This is a genomic window from Micromonospora echinofusca, assembly GCF_900091445.1.
GTDB lineage: Bacteria > Actinomycetota > Actinomycetes > Mycobacteriales > Micromonosporaceae > Micromonospora > Micromonospora echinofusca.
In genome coordinates this window covers 1,060,098-1,076,342 of the sequence record NZ_LT607733.1, presented here as the reverse complement: position 1 = coordinate 1,076,342, position 16,245 = coordinate 1,060,098, and the positions used below count along the sequence as shown (strand labels likewise).

13 protein-coding genes are annotated in these 16,245 nt (G+C 73.4%); 5 read left to right on the top strand and 8 right to left on the bottom strand.

Going from position 1 to position 16,245, the window contains the following annotated elements; all coding sequences use genetic code 11:
- Positions 1 to 68 precede the first annotated feature (68 nt).
- The 6 genes from GA0070610_RS05025 to GA0070610_RS05000 all read right to left on the bottom strand — a co-directional run bounded on the left by GA0070610_RS05025 (position 69) and on the right by GA0070610_RS05000 (position 6,224).
- Complete coding sequence (locus GA0070610_RS05025; RefSeq protein WP_088998939.1) at positions 69 to 1,247, bottom strand: ROK family protein; 1,179 nt, start codon at positions 1,245 to 1,247, stop codon at positions 69 to 71.
- 531 nt (positions 1,248 to 1,778) lie between these two features.
- Positions 1,779 to 2,822, bottom strand: coding sequence for a YihY/virulence factor BrkB family protein (locus tag GA0070610_RS05020; RefSeq protein WP_089003278.1), 1,044 nt, complete (start codon positions 2,820 to 2,822; stop codon positions 1,779 to 1,781).
- A gap of 135 nt (positions 2,823 to 2,957) precedes the next feature.
- Positions 2,958 to 3,767 (bottom strand): ABC transporter permease, encoded by an 810-nt coding sequence (locus GA0070610_RS05015; protein ID WP_088998938.1) that lies wholly within the window; start codon positions 3,765 to 3,767, stop codon positions 2,958 to 2,960.
- Between the two features lie 10 nt (positions 3,768 to 3,777).
- A complete protein-coding gene (locus tag GA0070610_RS05010; protein WP_089003277.1) occupies positions 3,778 to 4,578 on the bottom strand; it encodes an ABC transporter permease in 801 nt (266 codons plus the stop codon).
- Between the two features lie 87 nt (positions 4,579 to 4,665).
- Positions 4,666 to 5,211, bottom strand: a complete 546-nt coding sequence (locus GA0070610_RS05005) for a hypothetical protein (protein WP_157747031.1) — start codon at positions 5,209 to 5,211, stop codon at positions 4,666 to 4,668.
- 80 nt (positions 5,212 to 5,291) lie between these two features.
- Positions 5,292 to 6,224: an ABC transporter ATP-binding protein gene (locus GA0070610_RS05000; RefSeq protein ID WP_088998936.1), complete on the bottom strand. Its 933-nt coding sequence runs from the start codon at positions 6,222 to 6,224 to the stop codon at positions 5,292 to 5,294.
- 450 nt (positions 6,225 to 6,674) lie between these two features.
- Here GA0070610_RS05000 and GA0070610_RS04995 point away from each other — a divergent pair, with 450 nt between their 5' ends.
- The 5 genes from GA0070610_RS04995 (at position 6,675) to GA0070610_RS04975 (ending at position 13,738) form a co-directional block, all read left to right on the top strand.
- Positions 6,675 to 8,882, top strand: coding sequence for a TRAP transporter permease (locus GA0070610_RS04995; protein WP_392567313.1), 2,208 nt, complete (start codon positions 6,675 to 6,677; stop codon positions 8,880 to 8,882).
- Entirely contained in the window at positions 8,879 to 9,898 is a 1,020-nt protein-coding gene (locus tag GA0070610_RS04990) for a TAXI family TRAP transporter solute-binding subunit (protein ID WP_088998935.1), read from the top strand. Before GA0070610_RS04995 ends, GA0070610_RS04990 begins: the two co-directional genes overlap by 4 nt.
- A gap of 68 nt (positions 9,899 to 9,966) precedes the next feature.
- The gene (locus tag GA0070610_RS04985; RefSeq protein ID WP_088998934.1) at positions 9,967 to 12,384 is read left to right on the top strand and encodes a sensor histidine kinase; all 2,418 of its coding nucleotides are present in this window, start codon (positions 9,967 to 9,969) and stop codon (positions 12,382 to 12,384) included.
- A complete protein-coding gene (locus GA0070610_RS04980; protein WP_088998933.1) occupies positions 12,381 to 12,773 on the top strand; it encodes a roadblock/LC7 domain-containing protein in 393 nt (130 codons plus the stop codon). The genes GA0070610_RS04985 and GA0070610_RS04980 overlap by 4 nt, the downstream gene beginning before the upstream one ends.
- Positions 12,770 to 13,738 (top strand): TAXI family TRAP transporter solute-binding subunit, encoded by a 969-nt coding sequence (locus tag GA0070610_RS04975; RefSeq protein ID WP_088998932.1) that lies wholly within the window; start codon positions 12,770 to 12,772, stop codon positions 13,736 to 13,738. The genes GA0070610_RS04980 and GA0070610_RS04975 overlap by 4 nt, the downstream gene beginning before the upstream one ends.
- 9 nt (positions 13,739 to 13,747) lie before the next feature.
- On the opposite strand, the gene GA0070610_RS04970 is transcribed toward GA0070610_RS04975, so the two are convergent.
- Positions 13,748 to 14,284 carry a hypothetical protein gene (locus GA0070610_RS04970; protein WP_088998931.1) on the bottom strand — a complete coding sequence of 179 codons (537 nt, stop codon included), beginning with the start codon at positions 14,282 to 14,284 and terminating at the stop codon, positions 13,748 to 13,750.
- A complete protein-coding gene (gene dnaG, locus GA0070610_RS04965; protein ID WP_088998930.1) occupies positions 14,285 to 16,177 on the bottom strand; it encodes a DNA primase in 1,893 nt (630 codons plus the stop codon).
- Positions 16,178 to 16,245: the final 68 nt, after the last annotated feature.

Here is a 16,245-nt window from a genome sequence, read left to right as displayed (position 1 = left end):
TCCTCGCGCTCACAGCGCCACCTTCGTTCGCGACTGCGGGGCTCGCAGACCCGGCTCACTCCTCGCGCTCACGATGCCTCCCCGAAGGCGACGTCGCTGGCGAGCACGGCCGCGCCGGCCACGCCGGCGCGTGGGCCGAGTTCGGACAGCACGACGGGCAGGTTGCCGGTGGCCAGCGGCAGCGACCGGCGGTAGACCACGCTGCGGATCTCGGCGAGGAGGATGTGCCCGAGCTGGGCGAGCCCGCCACCGATCACGATCATCGACGGGTTGGTGAAGCTGACCAGCCCGGCCAGGACCCCACCGACCCGCCGACCCCCGTCGCGGATCAGCCGGATGCAGGTCACGTCCCCCTCGATCGCACCCCCGGCGACGTCCAGGGCGGTCACCGCGCCGCGCGCGGCCAGCCGTTCGGCCAGCGCGGGCGAGGCGCCGCTGCGCGCGGCGGCGGTCGCGTCCTTGGCCAGCGCGGCCCCGCTGAACAGCGCTTCGAGGCAGCCGACGTTGCCGCAGGAGCACATCGGGCCGTGCGCGTCGACCTGGATGTGGCCGATGTCGCCGGCACAGCCGTCGGTGCCCCGGTAGACCTCGCCGCTGAGGTAGATCCCGCACCCTATTCCGGTGCCGATCTTCACGAAGAGGAAGTCGTCCACGGAGTGCGCGACCCCGCCGTGCCGCTCCCCGATCGCCATGATGTTGACGTCGTTGTCGACGACCGCCGGGCAGCCGTGCTCACGGGTGAGCAGCTCGCGCACCGGGAACCGGTCCCACCCCGGCATGATCGGCGGGGAGACCGGCACGCCGTCGCGGAAGCTGACCGGGCCGGGCACGCCGATGCCGACGGCGTCGAGCCGCTCGTAGGCGCCGTCCACCCGGGCCTTGTGCAGCAGCTCGTTGACCCGCTGGAGGATCACCTTCGGGCCGGTGCGGATGTCGGCCGCCTCGGCGTACGCGGCGACCGGCTCCAGCCGACCGTTGACCACCTCGACGTCGATGGAGCTGGCGCCGAGGTCGACGGCGGCGAAGCGCAGGCGCGGGCTCAGCTCGACGAGGGTGGAGCGGCGGCCGCCCCGGGAGGCAGCCAGCCCCGCCTCGGCCACGTAGCCGAGGCCGACGAGCCGTTCCAGCTCCGCCAGCAACCGGGGACGGGGCATCTGAAGCCGGTCGCCCAGCTCGGCCCGGGACACCGCACCCTCGTCACGGAGCAGGCGCAGCAGCCGTACGTGCAGGGGGTCGACCGTCCGCACCGGACTCACCTCTTCGCGGGCTCGTGCACATCGACGTACTGCCGAGGTGTCGTGCCCGACACAGTAGGAGTGTTCCGTGTCACGTGTCCAGAGCTTCGGCCGATTTGGCGCGAACTTTTGTCCCTACGAGCAAAAGCTTCGGGTGGATCAAGAAAAGCGGCCCCCACCGCGCACCACGAGGCGATCCACGAACGCCGAGACCCGGCCGAGGGTGCTGCCGCAGCCCAGCCGCTGCGCTACCGCGTTCCCAGCCGCCGGTGATCAGGACGCCATGTACCTCAAAGCCGGCGGATGACGTCCACCACGTCCTGATCACCGGGGCGCTCACCCCTGCGGAGGCAGGCGGCACGCGCCAAGAGGCGGGCGCGTCCAAGAGGCGGGCGCGTCCAAGAGGCGGGCGGGCGGACACGTGCGCCCAAGAGGCGGGCGGGCGGACACGTGCGCGCCGGCGCGGGACGTGCCACCGCCCCGGCACCGGACTGGTGGCGGGGCGGCGGGAAGACGGGTGCAGTTGCGGTTGCGGGCGGAGGGTCAGCTGCGGTTGGCGGCGTTGCGCTTCTTCTTGAGCTTGCGGTCGTCGCGCAGCTCGACGTACGGCTCCTTCTCCGGCGAGTGGCCCGCCTCGATGGCGCGGCTGCGCTCCAACTCGGCGTCGAACTCCGCGCCGAGCAGGATCGCGATGTTGCTCAGCCACAGCCAGATCAGGAAGATGATCACACCGGCGAGCGCCCCGTACGTCTTGTTGTACGAGCCGAAGTTGCTGACGTAGAGCGCGAACAGGCCCGAGATCACCAGCCAGATCACCACGGCCAGTACGCCACCGGGGCTGACCCAGCGGAAGCCACCGTGTCGCGCGTTCGGCGACGCCCAGTAGAGGATCGCGAACATCAGGCTCACCAGGAGCAGCAGCACCGGCCACTTGGCGATGTTCCACACGGTCACCGCCGTCGAGCCCAGCCCGATCGCCTCCCCCACCTGCTCGGCGAGGCCGCCGGTGAAGACCACGATCACGGCGCTGGCCAGCAGCATCACACCGATCACCGCGGTCACCCCGACGCGGATCGGCAGGGTCTTCCAGATCGGGCGCCCCTCCGGCACGTCGTAGATGGTGTTGGAGGCGCGCATGAACGCGGCGACGTAACCCGACGCCGACCAGAAGGCGGCCAGCAGACCCAGGATCGCGGCGAAACCGGCGAAACCGCCGCTCTGCTGCGCCTGGTCGATCGCCCCCTCGACGATCTGCCGGATCTCGCCCTGCGGGACCGCCTGGTTGACGGTGTCCTTGACGCCCTGCGTCGCCCGCGGACCGAGCAGGCCGAGGATCGACACCAGCACCAACAGGCCGGGGAAGATGGAGAGTACGCCGTAGTACGTCAGGGCCGCCGCCCAGTCGGTCAGACTGTCGTCCTGGAACTCCCGTGCGGTGCGACGCAGCGCGGCCTTCCACCCGGCGCCCGGCAGCTCGGCCGGGCTGTCGGGACCCTCGTCGGGCCCGACCGGGCCGCGCCCCGGGCGGTCTCGCTCGGTACGCGCGTCGGACCCCCGGTCGGGGTGGCCCGTCCGGCGGTCGGCCATCCGGCCGGCGGCCACCGCCCCGGAATCGTCGCGGTCGCGCCCGCTGCGGGCGGAAGACTCGTCGGAGGCCATCGCCCCTCCTCGTGCTCGGCGTCAGTCCCCTCGACATGCCCAGGCAGCCGCCGCCGTTAACCCCTAGCCGTAGAGCAACCTGCCCATCCGCCGCGAGGCGATCAGCAGCCCGAGGGCCACCGCCACGAGCAGGTAGAGTACGTCGAGCACCCACTCCCAGCCGGCCGCGCCCACCGAGACGCCGCGGATCAGGTGCACCGCGCGGTAGAGCGGCGTCACCTCGACCGCCCAGCGCAGCGCGGCCGGGTAGGACTCGGCGGGGACGAACGTGCCGGAGAAGAGGAAGAGGGTGAACTGGGCCGCCGACATCAGGTCGAAGTCGTGCCAGCTGCGCATGAAGGTGGTGATCGCCATGCCCAGCGCGCCGAACGCGAAGCCGACCAGCACGGCCGCCGGGAAGGCGACCAGCGCCCGAGCGGCGGTGGTCAGGTCCATCACCACCATCACCACCAGGAAGGCGGCCGAGTATGCGCTGCCGCGCAGCATCGCCCAGAGCAGCTCCCCCAGCGCGATCTCGAACGGCTGCACCGGGGTGGCGATCACCCCGTCGTACAGCTTCATCTGCTTCATCTTGCCGAAGAAGTTGAAGGTCGTCTCCGACAGCGCGCCGGACATGGCCGACGACGCGAGCATGGCCGGCGCGACGAACGCCGCGTAGGTGACGACCTCGCCGCCCGGCAGGGTGAGGTCGCCGACCAGCCTGCCGACCCCGACACCGATGGAGAGCAGGTAGAGCAGCGGCTCCACGAACCCGGAGACGAGCAGCAGCCAGTAGACGGCCTTCAGGGCCGCGACGTTGCGCTCGGCCACGGAGACCGAGCGGCGGGACGCGGCGGAGACGGCGACCAGCCTGGGCAGGACGAGACCGACCACTGCCACCCTCCTAGACGACCAGCCTGCGACGGAACGCGTGCCGGGCCAGCAGCCAGCCGCCGACCGCCCAGGCCGCGAGGTAGAGCAGGTGGCCGACGACCGACCACTGCGGGGCGACGCCGAGCGCCGCCGCCCGGCACAGGTCGACGCCGTGCCAGAGCGGAGTCGCGTACGCCAACCAGCGCAGCGCCAGGGGCAGCGACTCGACGGGGAAGAACACGCCGGCGAAGAGCGTCATCGGGATCACCGCGAAGCGGAGCAGCATCGCGAGCCAACTGTCGACGGAGATCACCGACGCGTACGCGAAGGTCGGCGCGGCGACCGCCAGCCCGAGCAGCGCCGTCACCGGCAGCGCGACGAGCGCCCACGGCGAGCGCAGCGCCCCGAGCAGGGCCGTCACCAGCAGGAACGCCGCGACGGTGGTGACCACCCGGAACACCACGAAGGCCAGGTGCCCGCCGAGGATGTCGCCCACCCGCAGCGGCGCCGCGCTCTGCGCGAAGTAGGTCTTGACCCACTGGAAGTTGCCGAACACGGGCCACGTCGACTCGTTGACGGCCGTCTGCAACGCCGTCGACGCGATCAGGCCGGGCACGATCCAGTCGAGGTAGCTCACCCTGTCGATGCCCTGGTCGACGTAGGCGCCGACGCCGACGCCGAAGCCGAGGACGGTCAGCACCGGTAGCAGGAACGACGAGAACAGCCCGGCCCGCCAGGTGCGCCGGTAGCCGACGAGATGGTGCGCCAGCACCGCCAGCGCCGGCACCCGCGGCAACCTCGGGCGCGCCCGTTCCCGCGCCGACTGCGCCACGCTCACGCGACCACCCCCGTCTCGCTCCGCGTCCACCACGGCCTTCCTACCTCGCGGGTACGACAGGCCGGCGACTCCGTCGCCCCGTCAGGGCTGCCGGGCCGCGCGCAGCAGCACCAGCACCGCGTAGGCGAGCAGCAGCAGGCCGGCGCCCGTGCCCACCACGAGCCCCGCCGACACCGCCGTGGCGAGCGCGCTGACCAGCCCGGCCAGCGCGACGACGCACATCGCCGCGCCGAGCAGCCACAGCACCGGGTCGCGCAGCACCGGCACGAGGGGGAAGAAGTGCAGCCCCACCACGGCGCAGATCAGCACCGGGATGAACTCCGACCACCCGACGAGGGCGAGCAGGACGGCACCCAGCCCGGCGGCGGCGAACTCGGCGAGGACGATCAGCAGGTAACGACGGTCGGCGGCACGGTCCCGGGCGACGTCCGCGGCGGTTGCCCGGCTGCGGGCCACGACGACGGCCCCGACCACCGCCGTGACCAGCGCCGCCCCGCTCGCGACCACCAGCACGGCGCGAAGCGGCTGTTCGGCGGCCGGCACGCTGAACCAGATGGTCGCGAACACGCCCAGATAGAGCGCGGCGAGCCCGGCCTGGCGGCGCGACTGGAACTCCAACCTCGACATGACACCCCCGTGTGCGTCGCCGGGCGGGCGACGTGCCGCCGGCCCGCCGATGCTACGTAACGGCCGGTGCCACCGCACCGTCAGTCGACCAGGGTGCGGCCGGTGAGGTGGAGGAAGACGTCCTCCAGGCTGCTGCGCCGGACCAGTACGTTGGCCGGGTGCAGCCCCCGCTCGCCGACCTCGGCGACGGCCGCGTCTCCGTCGGGCACGTAGAGCAGGATCCGGTCGGGCAGCACCTCGACGCGCTCGCCCAGGCCGTCGAGCTTGCCGGCGAACGCCTCCTGGGACTCGGCGGCGAACCGCAGCTCGACCACCTCCCGGGTGGAGTGCCTGTCGATGAGCGCCCGGGGGGAGCCCTCGGCGACGATCCGCCCGCCGTCCATGACGACCAGGCGGTCGCAGAGCTGCTCCGCCTCGTCCATGTAGTGCGTGGTGAGGACAAGCGTGACGCCCTGCTGCTTGAGCCGGAACAGCCGCTCCCAGACCAGGTGCCGGGCCTGCGGGTCGAGGCCCGTCGTCGGCTCGTCGAGCAGGACGATCTCGGGCTCGTTGACGAGCGCGCGGGCGATGGTCAGGCGCCGCTTCATGCCGCCGGAGAGGGGCTCGACCTTGCTGTCGGCCCGCTCGGTGAGCTGGACGAAGTCGAGCAGCTCGGCGGCCCGCGCCCGGACCACCCGGCGGGAGATGCCGAAGTAGCGCGCGTAGGTGGTGAGGTTCTCCTGGACGGTCAGCTCGGGATCGAGGTTGTCGAGCTGGGGGCAGACGCCGAGGCGGGCCCGGATCGCCGGCCCGTCGCGCACCGGATCCTTGCCGAGGATGCGCAGCTCGCCGCCGCTGGGTGGGGACGTGCACCCGATCATCCGCATGGTCGAGGACTTGCCGGCGCCATTGGGCCCGAGGAAGCCGAACGCCTCGCCGGCCCGCACCTCGACGTCGATGCCGTCGACGGCGGTGAAGTCGCCGAACCGCTTCACCAGCGCCCGCGCCTGGATGAGTGGTGGAGCCGTCGTCATCGCCCGACCATAACCTCCGGCTCCGACACCTCCCACCAAACGGCTGCGGCATCCCCACCGGGTTCCGGGCGGGTCCGTCGCCGGGCGGTAGGGGTAAGGGTGGGGCCGTGGCGATAGGGGTACAGGCGCCCTGGTCAGGGCCCATCCGGCAACGGAGAGCGACGAAAACTACCCTGCGTCATCGATCCGTACGGCACCAATCCTCGTGCGACGGCGGGGCGAAGTGGGGACCGGCACGTGCGGCTACCGGACCAGAGTGGACGGATCGGATACAAAACCGCCGCCGGCTTGCCGCATTGTTACTAAATATGGCGTACGGCCTGCCGCATTTCCGCACTCGAATGCGGTCTCTCTGCGTGATCGCGGTCCGAATTTATTACTGACCGCAATCACGATCAGCAATGTTCCGCCGGGTATGTAATTCGCGTATCGTGCCCCCTCGTGCCACCAGTGCGTTCATCCGGCGAGTCCGCCCCGCAGCCGTCCACCGTGGGCACCGGGTCCACCCCGGACGGCGGTCCGGTCCCGTTGCCGCCCGAGGCGGGCGATCGGGTCGATCCCGACGGCCCGGCACCCGATCCGCGGGAACTCGCCGCGCAGTTCGAGGACGAGAAGCCCGGGCGGGAACTCTCCGGACCGATCGGCGTACTGGTCACCGGAACGACATTGGCGATCGCGCTGCTCGCCCTCTGGCAGGTGTTCAATCCGCTGCCGCAGGGGAGCAAGTTCTATCTGATCATCTTCCTGGCCGGCGTCCTGCCGATGGTCTTCCTGGCGTACCCCGCGGATCTGCGGCTGCCCCGGCGGCTGCGCCGCACCGGCGCGACCGCCCCGGGCGACGCGGTCCCGGCGGAGCGCCCCGGGCGCCGGGGCCCCACCCTGCCGGACTGGGTCCTGGCCGGCGCGGCGCTGGTCGCCTGCCTCTACCCGGTGCTGCCCGTCGGCCTGGGCTCCGGCGGCGGCGGGTACGACGCCTTCCTCGACCGGCAGGGCCTGCTGGTCGGCCTGGACGTGGCGATGGGCACCGTCGTGCTGCTCCTGCTGCTGGAGGCGTGCCGGCGCACCACCGGCTGGATCCTGCCGGCCGTCTGCGTGGTCTTCCTCGCCTACGGCTACTACGGCGGGCTGCTGCCCCAGTCCTGGCAGGTGGCCCACGCGGGCCTCGACTTCGGGCAGATCGTCGACGGCCTCTACAACTCCGACAGCGGCTTCTACGGCACCCCGCTCGACGTCGCGGCGACGTACATCGTGCTGTTCACCATCTACGGCGCGGTGCTGGACCTCTCGGGGGCCGGCCGGTTCTTCGTGGAGCTCTCCGCCGCCGCCTTCCGGCGCTCGCGGACGGCGGCCGGGCGCACCGCCGTCGCCTCCGGCTTCCTGCTCGGCACCGTCTCGGGCTCCGGCGCGGCGACCACCGTCAGCATCGGCGCGGTCACCTGGCCCGTCCTGCGGCGGGCCGGCTACCCGCCGGAGCGGGCGGGCGGCATGCTCGCCGCGGCCGGCGTCGGGGCGATCCTCTCCCCGCCCACCCTCGGCGCGGCGGCCTTCATCATCGCCGAGTACCTGGGCGTGTCCTACCTCCAGGTGCTCGGCTGGGCGACCGTCCCCACCGTGCTCTACTACCTCGGCATCCTCCTCTCGGTCGAGATCGACGCCCGGCGTTCGGGCGTGCGACCGGTGGTGATCGAGACGACCTCCGCCGGCCGGCTGCTGGCCCGCTTCGGCTACCACTTCCTCTCGCTCTTCGCGATCGTCGGGCTGCTCGCCGTCGGCTTCTCCGCCACGAAGGCCGTGGTGCTGGCCACCATCCTGGCCGCCGTGCTGTCCTTCCTCGACCGTCGGCACCGGCTCACCCCGGCCCGCCTGCTCGCCGCGCTGAGCGCCGGGGTGCGCGGGGTGCTCGCGGTCAGCGCGGTCTGCGCCGCCGCGGGCATCATCACCGCCACCACCACCAAGACCGGCCTCGGCCCCCAGGCTGCGGCGCTGCTCATCGACAACGCCCGGGCCGTCAGCTCCGAGCCGGCCGTGGTGCTGGCGCTCACCGCACTGTTCGCCGCCGTCGCCCTCACCCTGCTCGGGCTGGCCGTGCCGGTCACCGCGTCGTTCGTGATCGGCTGGGTGATCATCGGCCCGGCCCTGCTGGACCTGGGCGTCACCGCTCCCGCCGCCGCCATGTTCGTCTTCTACTTCGCGGTCCTGTCCGAGGCGTCCCCGCCGACCGCGCTCGCCGCGGTCGCCGCCGCCGCGGTGACCGGCGGCCGGCTGGTGCCCACCATGTGGCAGACCCTGCGGTACGCCCTGCCGGCCTACCTCATCCCGCTCGCCTTCGTGGTCACCCCGACCGGCCTCGGGCTGCTCGGCATCGGGGGCGCGCAGCGGATCGCCGTCGCCGCGACGGTCGCCGCCCTCAGCGTCGCGGTGCTGGCGGTGGCGGCGGGTGGCTGGCTGCCCGGCGTCGGCCCCGCCGGTACGCCGGAGCGGATCCTCGGCGCGCTCGCCGGGCTGACGCTGCTCTGGCTCGAACCCGTGCCCGTCGCGATCGGCGCCGTACTGGCGGCCGTCATGGTGGCGGGTGTGCTCGTCAGACGCGGATCCGCCGGCCGGAACGGCGGGCCGTCAGCAGTACCAACGGTGAACCATGGGGAGGAAAGACAGTGAGACGGATCAACGTGCGGCTCGCCGCGGGGGTTGGCGCCCTGGCCCTCGTCGCGGCGGGCACCGCCGGTTGCGGTGGCCGTCAGGACGGCGCGACCAAGGACGACGCCGCCAGTGAGGTCACCTGCAAGGTCACCGACAGCACCCGCGTCGGCATCGCCACCGGCAACGCCACCGGCGTCTACTACGTGGTCGGCAACGCGCTGGCCAGTCAGCTCTCCGGGGCGACCGAGGGCAAGCTGACCGGCACCGCCGCCGAGACCGGCGCCTCGGTGCAGAACGTCGAGCAGCTCGTCGCCGGCCAGTACGACGTCGCCTTCTCGCTGTTCGACACGGCGGTCAACGCGGTGCAGGGCAAGGGCAGCTTCACGTCCCCGCAGCCGGTCGAGGCGCTCGCCCGGATCTACGACAACTACACGCAGGTCGTCGTCCGGGCCGACTCGGGGATCAACTCGGTCGCCGACATGAAGGGCAAGAAGATCTCCACCGGCTCCCCCAAGTCCGGCACCGAGGTCATCGCCAACCGGCTGATGGAGGCCGCCGGCCTCGACCCCGCCAAGGACGTCCAGGCGCAGCGGCTCGACCTCACCAAGAGCGTCGAGGGGGTCAAGGACGGCAGCGTCGACGGGCTCTTCTGGTCGGGCGGGGTGCCCACGGGCGGCCTGACCGACCTGTTCACCACCGCCGGGGACAAGGTGAAGTTCATCGACATCACCCCGCTGCTGCCCAAGATGACCGAGCTCAACCCGGCGTACCAGGCCGGCACCATCGGCGCGGACATCTACAAGACCGCCGCGGACACCCCGACCATCGTGGTGCCGAACGTGCTGCTGGTCCGCAAGGACCTCAACGCGAACGTGGCCTGCGCGATCACCCGGACGGTGTTCGACAAGAAGGACGCCCTGGCGCAGGCGAACCCGGCCGCCAAGGGCATCAGCCTGGACAACGCCCGCAAGACCGACCCCGTACCGCTGCACCGCGGCGCGGACAAGGCGTTGCAGGACCTCGGCACACGCTGATCCCCGGTGCCGGGTCCGGGCCTCGCGCCCGGGCCCGGCACCCCCGACCCCCACCCCGGAGGGCACGAGTGTCGCTCCCCACCCCCGGCCGGGTGCGCCGGCACCACCGGCCCGCCGACCACACCGACCGCCTGTGGTCGGTACGCACCCAGCTGCTCGCGCCCATCCTGGTGGCCACGATCGGTCTGGTCGTGCTGGGGTCCACCCAGACCGCCATCGCCATGGCCGCCACCGACGACGCGGACCGCGCCCGGGTGCTCGCCGGCACCGCGACGGCCACCGTTCGCCTGGTGCACGAGCTGGAACGGGAACTCGGCGAGACGGCGGCCCTGCGCCAGCGGGGCGGCAGCAGCGGACGGCCCCTCGTCGACGCGCAGCGCCGGCGGGTCGACGCATCCGTCGAGCGGTACCGGGGCTCCAGCCGGGACGCCCGCCGTGCCGCCCCCGACCTGCGCCAGGTGCTCGACGGCGCCGACGCGCAGCTCGGCCGGCTCGAAACAGCCCGCGGGTCCGCGCTGGGCGGCACCACCGTCGACCCGACCTACCTCTCGCTGGTCGAGTCGCTGCTCGCCGTCGCCGACGCGCTGCCGGCCCAGCTGCGCGACCGGGAGTTGGCCAACGGGGCGCGCGAGGTCGCCGCGGTCGCCGCCCAGGAGCACCTCGCCGCCGTGGAACGCGACCTGCTGCGTACCGTCTTCGTGTGGGGCACGCTGGTGGACGGCGAACTGGTCCGCCTCGGCCAGCTGCGGGGCGCGCAGGAGCAGCGGCAGGCCGAGTTCTCCCGGATCGCCAGCCGGCCGGCGGCGGACGCGTACACCCGGCTGGTCGCCGGCACCGACGTCTCCACCGCCCGCCGGATGCGCGACAGCGCGCTCAACGTGGAGACCGAGCCCGCCGGGCTGAAGACCGACGGCGACGCCTGGTACGTGGCCCAGAGCGGCGCCATCCGGCGCTACAACCTGCTCGGCCGGGAACTCTCCGAGGAACTCGACCGCAACGCCGCCGGGCTGGCCCGGGAAGCCCAGCTACGGGCCCTGATCACCGGCGGCGCGACCACCGCCGTCGCGCTGGCGTCGTTGACCGCGGCCGTGCTGCTGGCCGTCCGCACCAGCCGCCGGCTGCGCCGGCTGCGGGTCGCGGCGCTCACCATGGCGAACCGGGAACTGCCCGAGCGGATCACCGCCATCGCGGCCGGCGACGGCGCGCCGACCGACGGCGCGGCCACCCGGCTGACCGCCGGCATCGGGCAGGGCCGCGACGAGATCGCCCAGGTCGCGCAGGCCTTCGACACGGTGAACCGGGCCGCCCTGCGCCTGGCCGGCGAACAGGCCGAGGTACGGATGGACGTGACCCGGATGGCCGAGGCCCTGGCCCGGCGCATCCGTACCCTGATCACCCGGCAGCTGCGGCTGCTCGACGAGTTCGAACGCGAGGAGACCGACCCGGACGCGCTGGCCCGGCTCTTCGCGCTGGACCACCTCGCCGCCCGCATGCGGCGCAACGGGGAGAACCTCCTGGTCCTCGCGGGCGGGGAGCCCGGCCGTACGCACGACGGCGCGCACCTGCTCGCCGACGTGGTCCGGGCAGCGGCCTCCGAGATCGAGGACTACCCCCGGGTGGAGGTCGACGTGCCGACCGCCGCGGTGCACGGCGCCGCCGTGGGCAACCTGGTCCACCTCCTCGCCGAGCTGCTGGAGAACGCCACCGTCTACTCCCCGCCGAACTCCCCGGTGCACGTCGACGGCCGGCGCACGATCGACGGCCTCACGCTGCGCGTACACGACCAGGGCATCGGCATCAGCGACAGCCGGCTCGCCGCGATCAACGAGCGCCTGCTCTCCCCCGCGATGCTCTCCAGCGCCTCCGCCGGCAGCATGGGCCTGCACGTGGTGGCCCACCTGGCGGCCCGGCACGGGGTACGGGTGCAGTTGCACAACAGCGGCGCGGGCACCGTCGCGCAGGTGGACATCCCGGAGTCGGCGCTGACCCGGATCGAGGACGTCGCCCCGCGTTCCGCCCCGGAGGCGCGTACGCCGGTCGCCCAGCAGGTGCGCGCGCAGGTGCCGCCCGTCCGGGAGGTGCGTACGCCCGCGCCCGCGCCGGTCGTGCCCGCACAGACCGCCTGGTTCCGGCCCCGGACCGGTACGGGCGGTCCGGCGGTCGTGCCCGACCTGGCCAGCGTCCACCACGCGCCGACGATCACGCTCCCGGTGCTGGGTGCGCGCCCGGGCGGGCCGGGTGGCGCGACGACCACGCCCCGTCCCGCGTCGGCCCCGCCCGCGTCGCCCCCGCTCACCGGGGCCGGGCTGCCGCGCCGTACCCGGGGCGGGCAGCTTCCGGCCACGCTGCACGAGGCCCCGCCGGTGCGGCCGGCGGGTGACCTGCTCGACCCCGAGGTCGTACGGTCCCGGCTGTCCTCGCTCGCGGAGGGAGTCGCCGCCGCGACCCGACGTACCCAGACGACACCCCCCAGGAGAAACCCATGACCCCTTCCGAGAGCGCCGGCCTGGACTGGCTCCTGGCCAACTTCGCCGAACAGGTGCCGGACGTGTCGCACGCCCTCGCGGTCTCCGGCGACGGGCTGCGGCTGGCGGCCTCGCCCCACCTCGCGCCCGACCAGGTGGACCAGCTCTCCGCCGTGATCAGCGGCCTGGCCAGCCTGACCGTCGGCGCCGCCCGGCTGATGTCGGCCGGCCGGGTACGCCAGCAGATCGTCGACATGGACGGCGGGGTGATGCTGGTGATGGCGGTCGGCGAGCGCGCGCTCGTCGGGGTGCTCGCCGCGCCCGGCTGCGACCTCGGTCAGATCGGCTACGAGACCGCCATGCTGGTCCAGCGGGTGGCGGAGGCCCTGGAGCCGGCGGTCCGGGCGTGATCGGACGCTCGTTCCGGCTGCTGGCGGCCCTGCTGACGGCCGTACTCGCCGCCGGTTGCGGCGCGGCCGAGGCGGGGCCGCAACCCTGGCACGGCGGCCGGATCTTCCTCGCCACCGGCAACACCACCGGCGTCTACTACCAGCTCGGCGGCGGCTACGCGGACGTGATCAGCCGCCACCTGCCCGGCTACGAGGCGCGGGCCGAGCCGACGGGCGCGTCGGTGGAGAACATCAACCGGCTCGCCAGCGGCGACATGGAACTCGCCTTCAGCCTCGCCGACACGGCGGCGGACGCCGTGGTCGGACGCGGGGCCTTCGAGGGCCAGCCGCAGCAGGTCCGGGCGTTGGCCCGGGTCTACAGCAACTACACCCACGTGATCGTGCGCGCCAACGCGAAGATCACCAAGCTGTCGGGGCTGCGTGGCAAGCGGGTCTCCACCGGCTCGCCGAAGTCCGGCACGGACATCATCGCCGGGCGGCTGCTGACGGCCGCCGGTCTCGATCCGGACCGCGACGTCGTCCGGGCCACGCTCTCCCTGCCGGAGACCGTGAAGCGGATGCGGGCCGGCACGCTCGACGCGATGTTCTTCTCCGGCGGCCTGCCCACGCCGGGCATCGCCGACCTGCTGGCCAGCGCGCCCGGCAAGTACGCGCTGCTGCCGATCGCCGACCTGATGGAGCCGCTCACCGCGCGCCACGGGTCGGTGTACACGACGGCGGAGCTGCCGAAGGAGGTCTACCGGACGAGGAGCGCCACGCCGACGGTCACGGTGGCGAACGTCATCCTGGTCAGCGCCGACATGCCCGACCAACTGGCGTACGACCTGACCCGACTGCTCTTCGCCTACCAGGCCGACCTGGTCAAGGTGCACCCGGAGGCCGGCAACTTCACCCAGCAGAGCGCCTCGGGCACCGACCCGATCCCACTGCACCCCGGGGCGGCCCGGTTCTACCAGCGGGGGTGACCGCGCCGCTCAGACGTCCGCCGGCGCGGTGGCGGCGCGGGCGTCGGCCACGAGGCGGTCGAGCTCGGCGAGCACCTCGGGCGCGTCCGTCGGGGTGCCGGGGTCGAGGCGGACCGTCCAGGTGAGGCCGTCCACCCCCGGCACCCGGCGCGCCGCGACCCGGGCGGCGCCGCCGGGCACCGGGTGGTGCCGCGTGTACGCCACCGACCGGGTGACCCGCTGGCGTACCTGGTGCGGCAGCTCGCCCGGGTCGAGCAGCAGGTGGCTCTCGGCCGGGCAGTCGGCCACCACCAGGTAGCCGTCGTGCTCGGCGAGCCGCTCGGCCGGCGTCACCGTGAGTTGCCGGCCGGACCAGACCGCCTTGAGGACGTCGTGCCAGCCCAGCCGGTGCGCCCGGCCGGGCAGCCAGAGCCCCTGGTTGCTGGCGACCACCACCCCGTCGCCCTCGCCGTTGCCGGCGGCGGCCCAGGCGAGCACCCGCTCGTCGGCGGCCAGCGGCGGACGGTCGGCCGGGGGCAGCTTCGGCTTGCGGCGGAACAGTCCCATCTACAGTCCTCCCGCGGCCTGCTCGCGCAACGCCCGGGCGTGCTGCTCCAGCGACAGCAGCTCGCCGAAGGCGGCGAAGTACTCGTCCTTGTTGTTGACCGGGTTGATCCGCTGGATCCGGGACTTGAGGTCCCTGATCCGGCTCGTGACGGAGCCCCACTGCACCCGGGCCATGGTGATCGAGACGTAGCGCGGGTCGGGCTCGCCGTCGATGCGCAGCGGCTCCACGGCCAGCTCGCCGACGAGCGCGCGGGCGGCCAGGTCCTCGCACGCGTCGCGGACCGACTCGATCCAGACCGCGCCGCCGGTCGCCGCGGCGGCGCCGCCGACGGCCGCGACGGCGGCCCGCACCGCCACGTGCACGGGGTGCCGGTACTCCGACGCCTCGACCGCGTCGAACATCGGCCCGGCCAGCACCGGCTCCTGGAGGGCGAGCTTCAGCGCCTCCCGCTCGACCATCGACTGCGGGTTGTCGACGACCGGCTCCGCCGGGGCGGGCCGGGGCGCGGGCGGGGCGTCCCTGCCGGACGCGGCCGAGGCGGCGGCGAGCACGGCCCGCTGCACCGGCTCGATCTCCATGCCGAGGTCGCCGGCGAGCTTGCGCACGTACTCCGGACGCTTCTCCCGGTCCTTGAGCTTGGCGACCAGCGGGGCGGCCCGGCGCATCGCCTCCACCCGGCCGTCGACGGTGTCGAGGTCGAAGCGGTTGATCACGTGCCGCAGCGCGAAGTCGACCAGCGGCTCGCGGCGGGCGACCAGGTCGCGGACGGCCAGGTCGCCCTTGGCCAGGCGCAGGTCGCACGGGTCCATGTTGTCGGGGCTGACCGCGATGAACGTACGCCCGACGAAGCGCTGGTCGTCCTCGAACGCGCGCAGGGCGGCCTTCTGGCCGGCGGCGTCCCCGTCGAACGTGAAGATGATCTCGCCGGCCACGTCGTCGGTGTCCATCAGCAGCCGGCGCAGCACCCCGATGTGGTCCCCACCGAACGCCGTGCCGCAGGTCGCCACGGCCGTCGGGACCCCGGCCAGGTGGCAGGCCATCACGTCGGTGTAGCCCTCGACCACGACCACCTTGCCCTGCTTGGCGATCTCCCGCTTGGCCTGGTCGATGCCGTAGAGGACGTGCGACTTCTTGTAGATCGGGGTCTCGGGGGTGTTCAGGTACTTCGGGCCGTCGTCGTCGTCGAAGAGCTTGCGCGCCCCGAAGCCGATGACGTCGCCGGCCAGGTCGCGGATCGGCCACATCAGGCGGCGGCGGAACCGGTCGATCAGCGTGCCGGAGCGCGACGGCCGGGACAGCCCGCCGGTGACCAGCTCGTCGTGGGTGAAGCCCTGCTGACGCAGGTGCTTGGTGAGCAGGTCCCAGGCGTCGGGCGCGAAGCCGCAGCCGTAGCGCTCGGCGGCGGCCCGGTCGAAGCCGCGCCGCGCCAGGAACTCGCGGGCCGGGCGCGCGCCGGCGGTGGTGAGCTGCGCGCGGTAGAACTCGACGGCGGCGGCGTGCGCGGCGACGAGGCGCTGCCGCTGCCCCTGCTGCGGGCGCGGACGCGGCGCGGCGGAGTCGTTCTCGACGTAACGCAGCTGGATGCCGGCCCGGTCGGCGAGCCGCTCGACCGACTCGACGAAGCTGAGGTGCTCGGCGTCCATCAGGAACTTGATCGCATCGCCGCCGGCGCCGCAGCCGAAGCAGTACCAGACGTTGCGGGCGGGCGAGACGTTGAACGACGGGCTCTTCTCGTCGTGGAACGGGCACAACCCCTTGAGGTTGCCGGCGCCGGCCGACTTCAGCGTCACCGTCTCGGAGATGACGTCGGCGATCGAGCTGCGCTCCCGGACCAGCGCGATGTCCTCGTCCCGGATCCGCCCAGCCATGTCCGCCACCCCCTCGGCGTACATCCTGCCCTGCCGCACCGACGCCGCGCCGTCGGGGGACGCCGCGTGTGGCGGCGACCGCCGCCACCTCG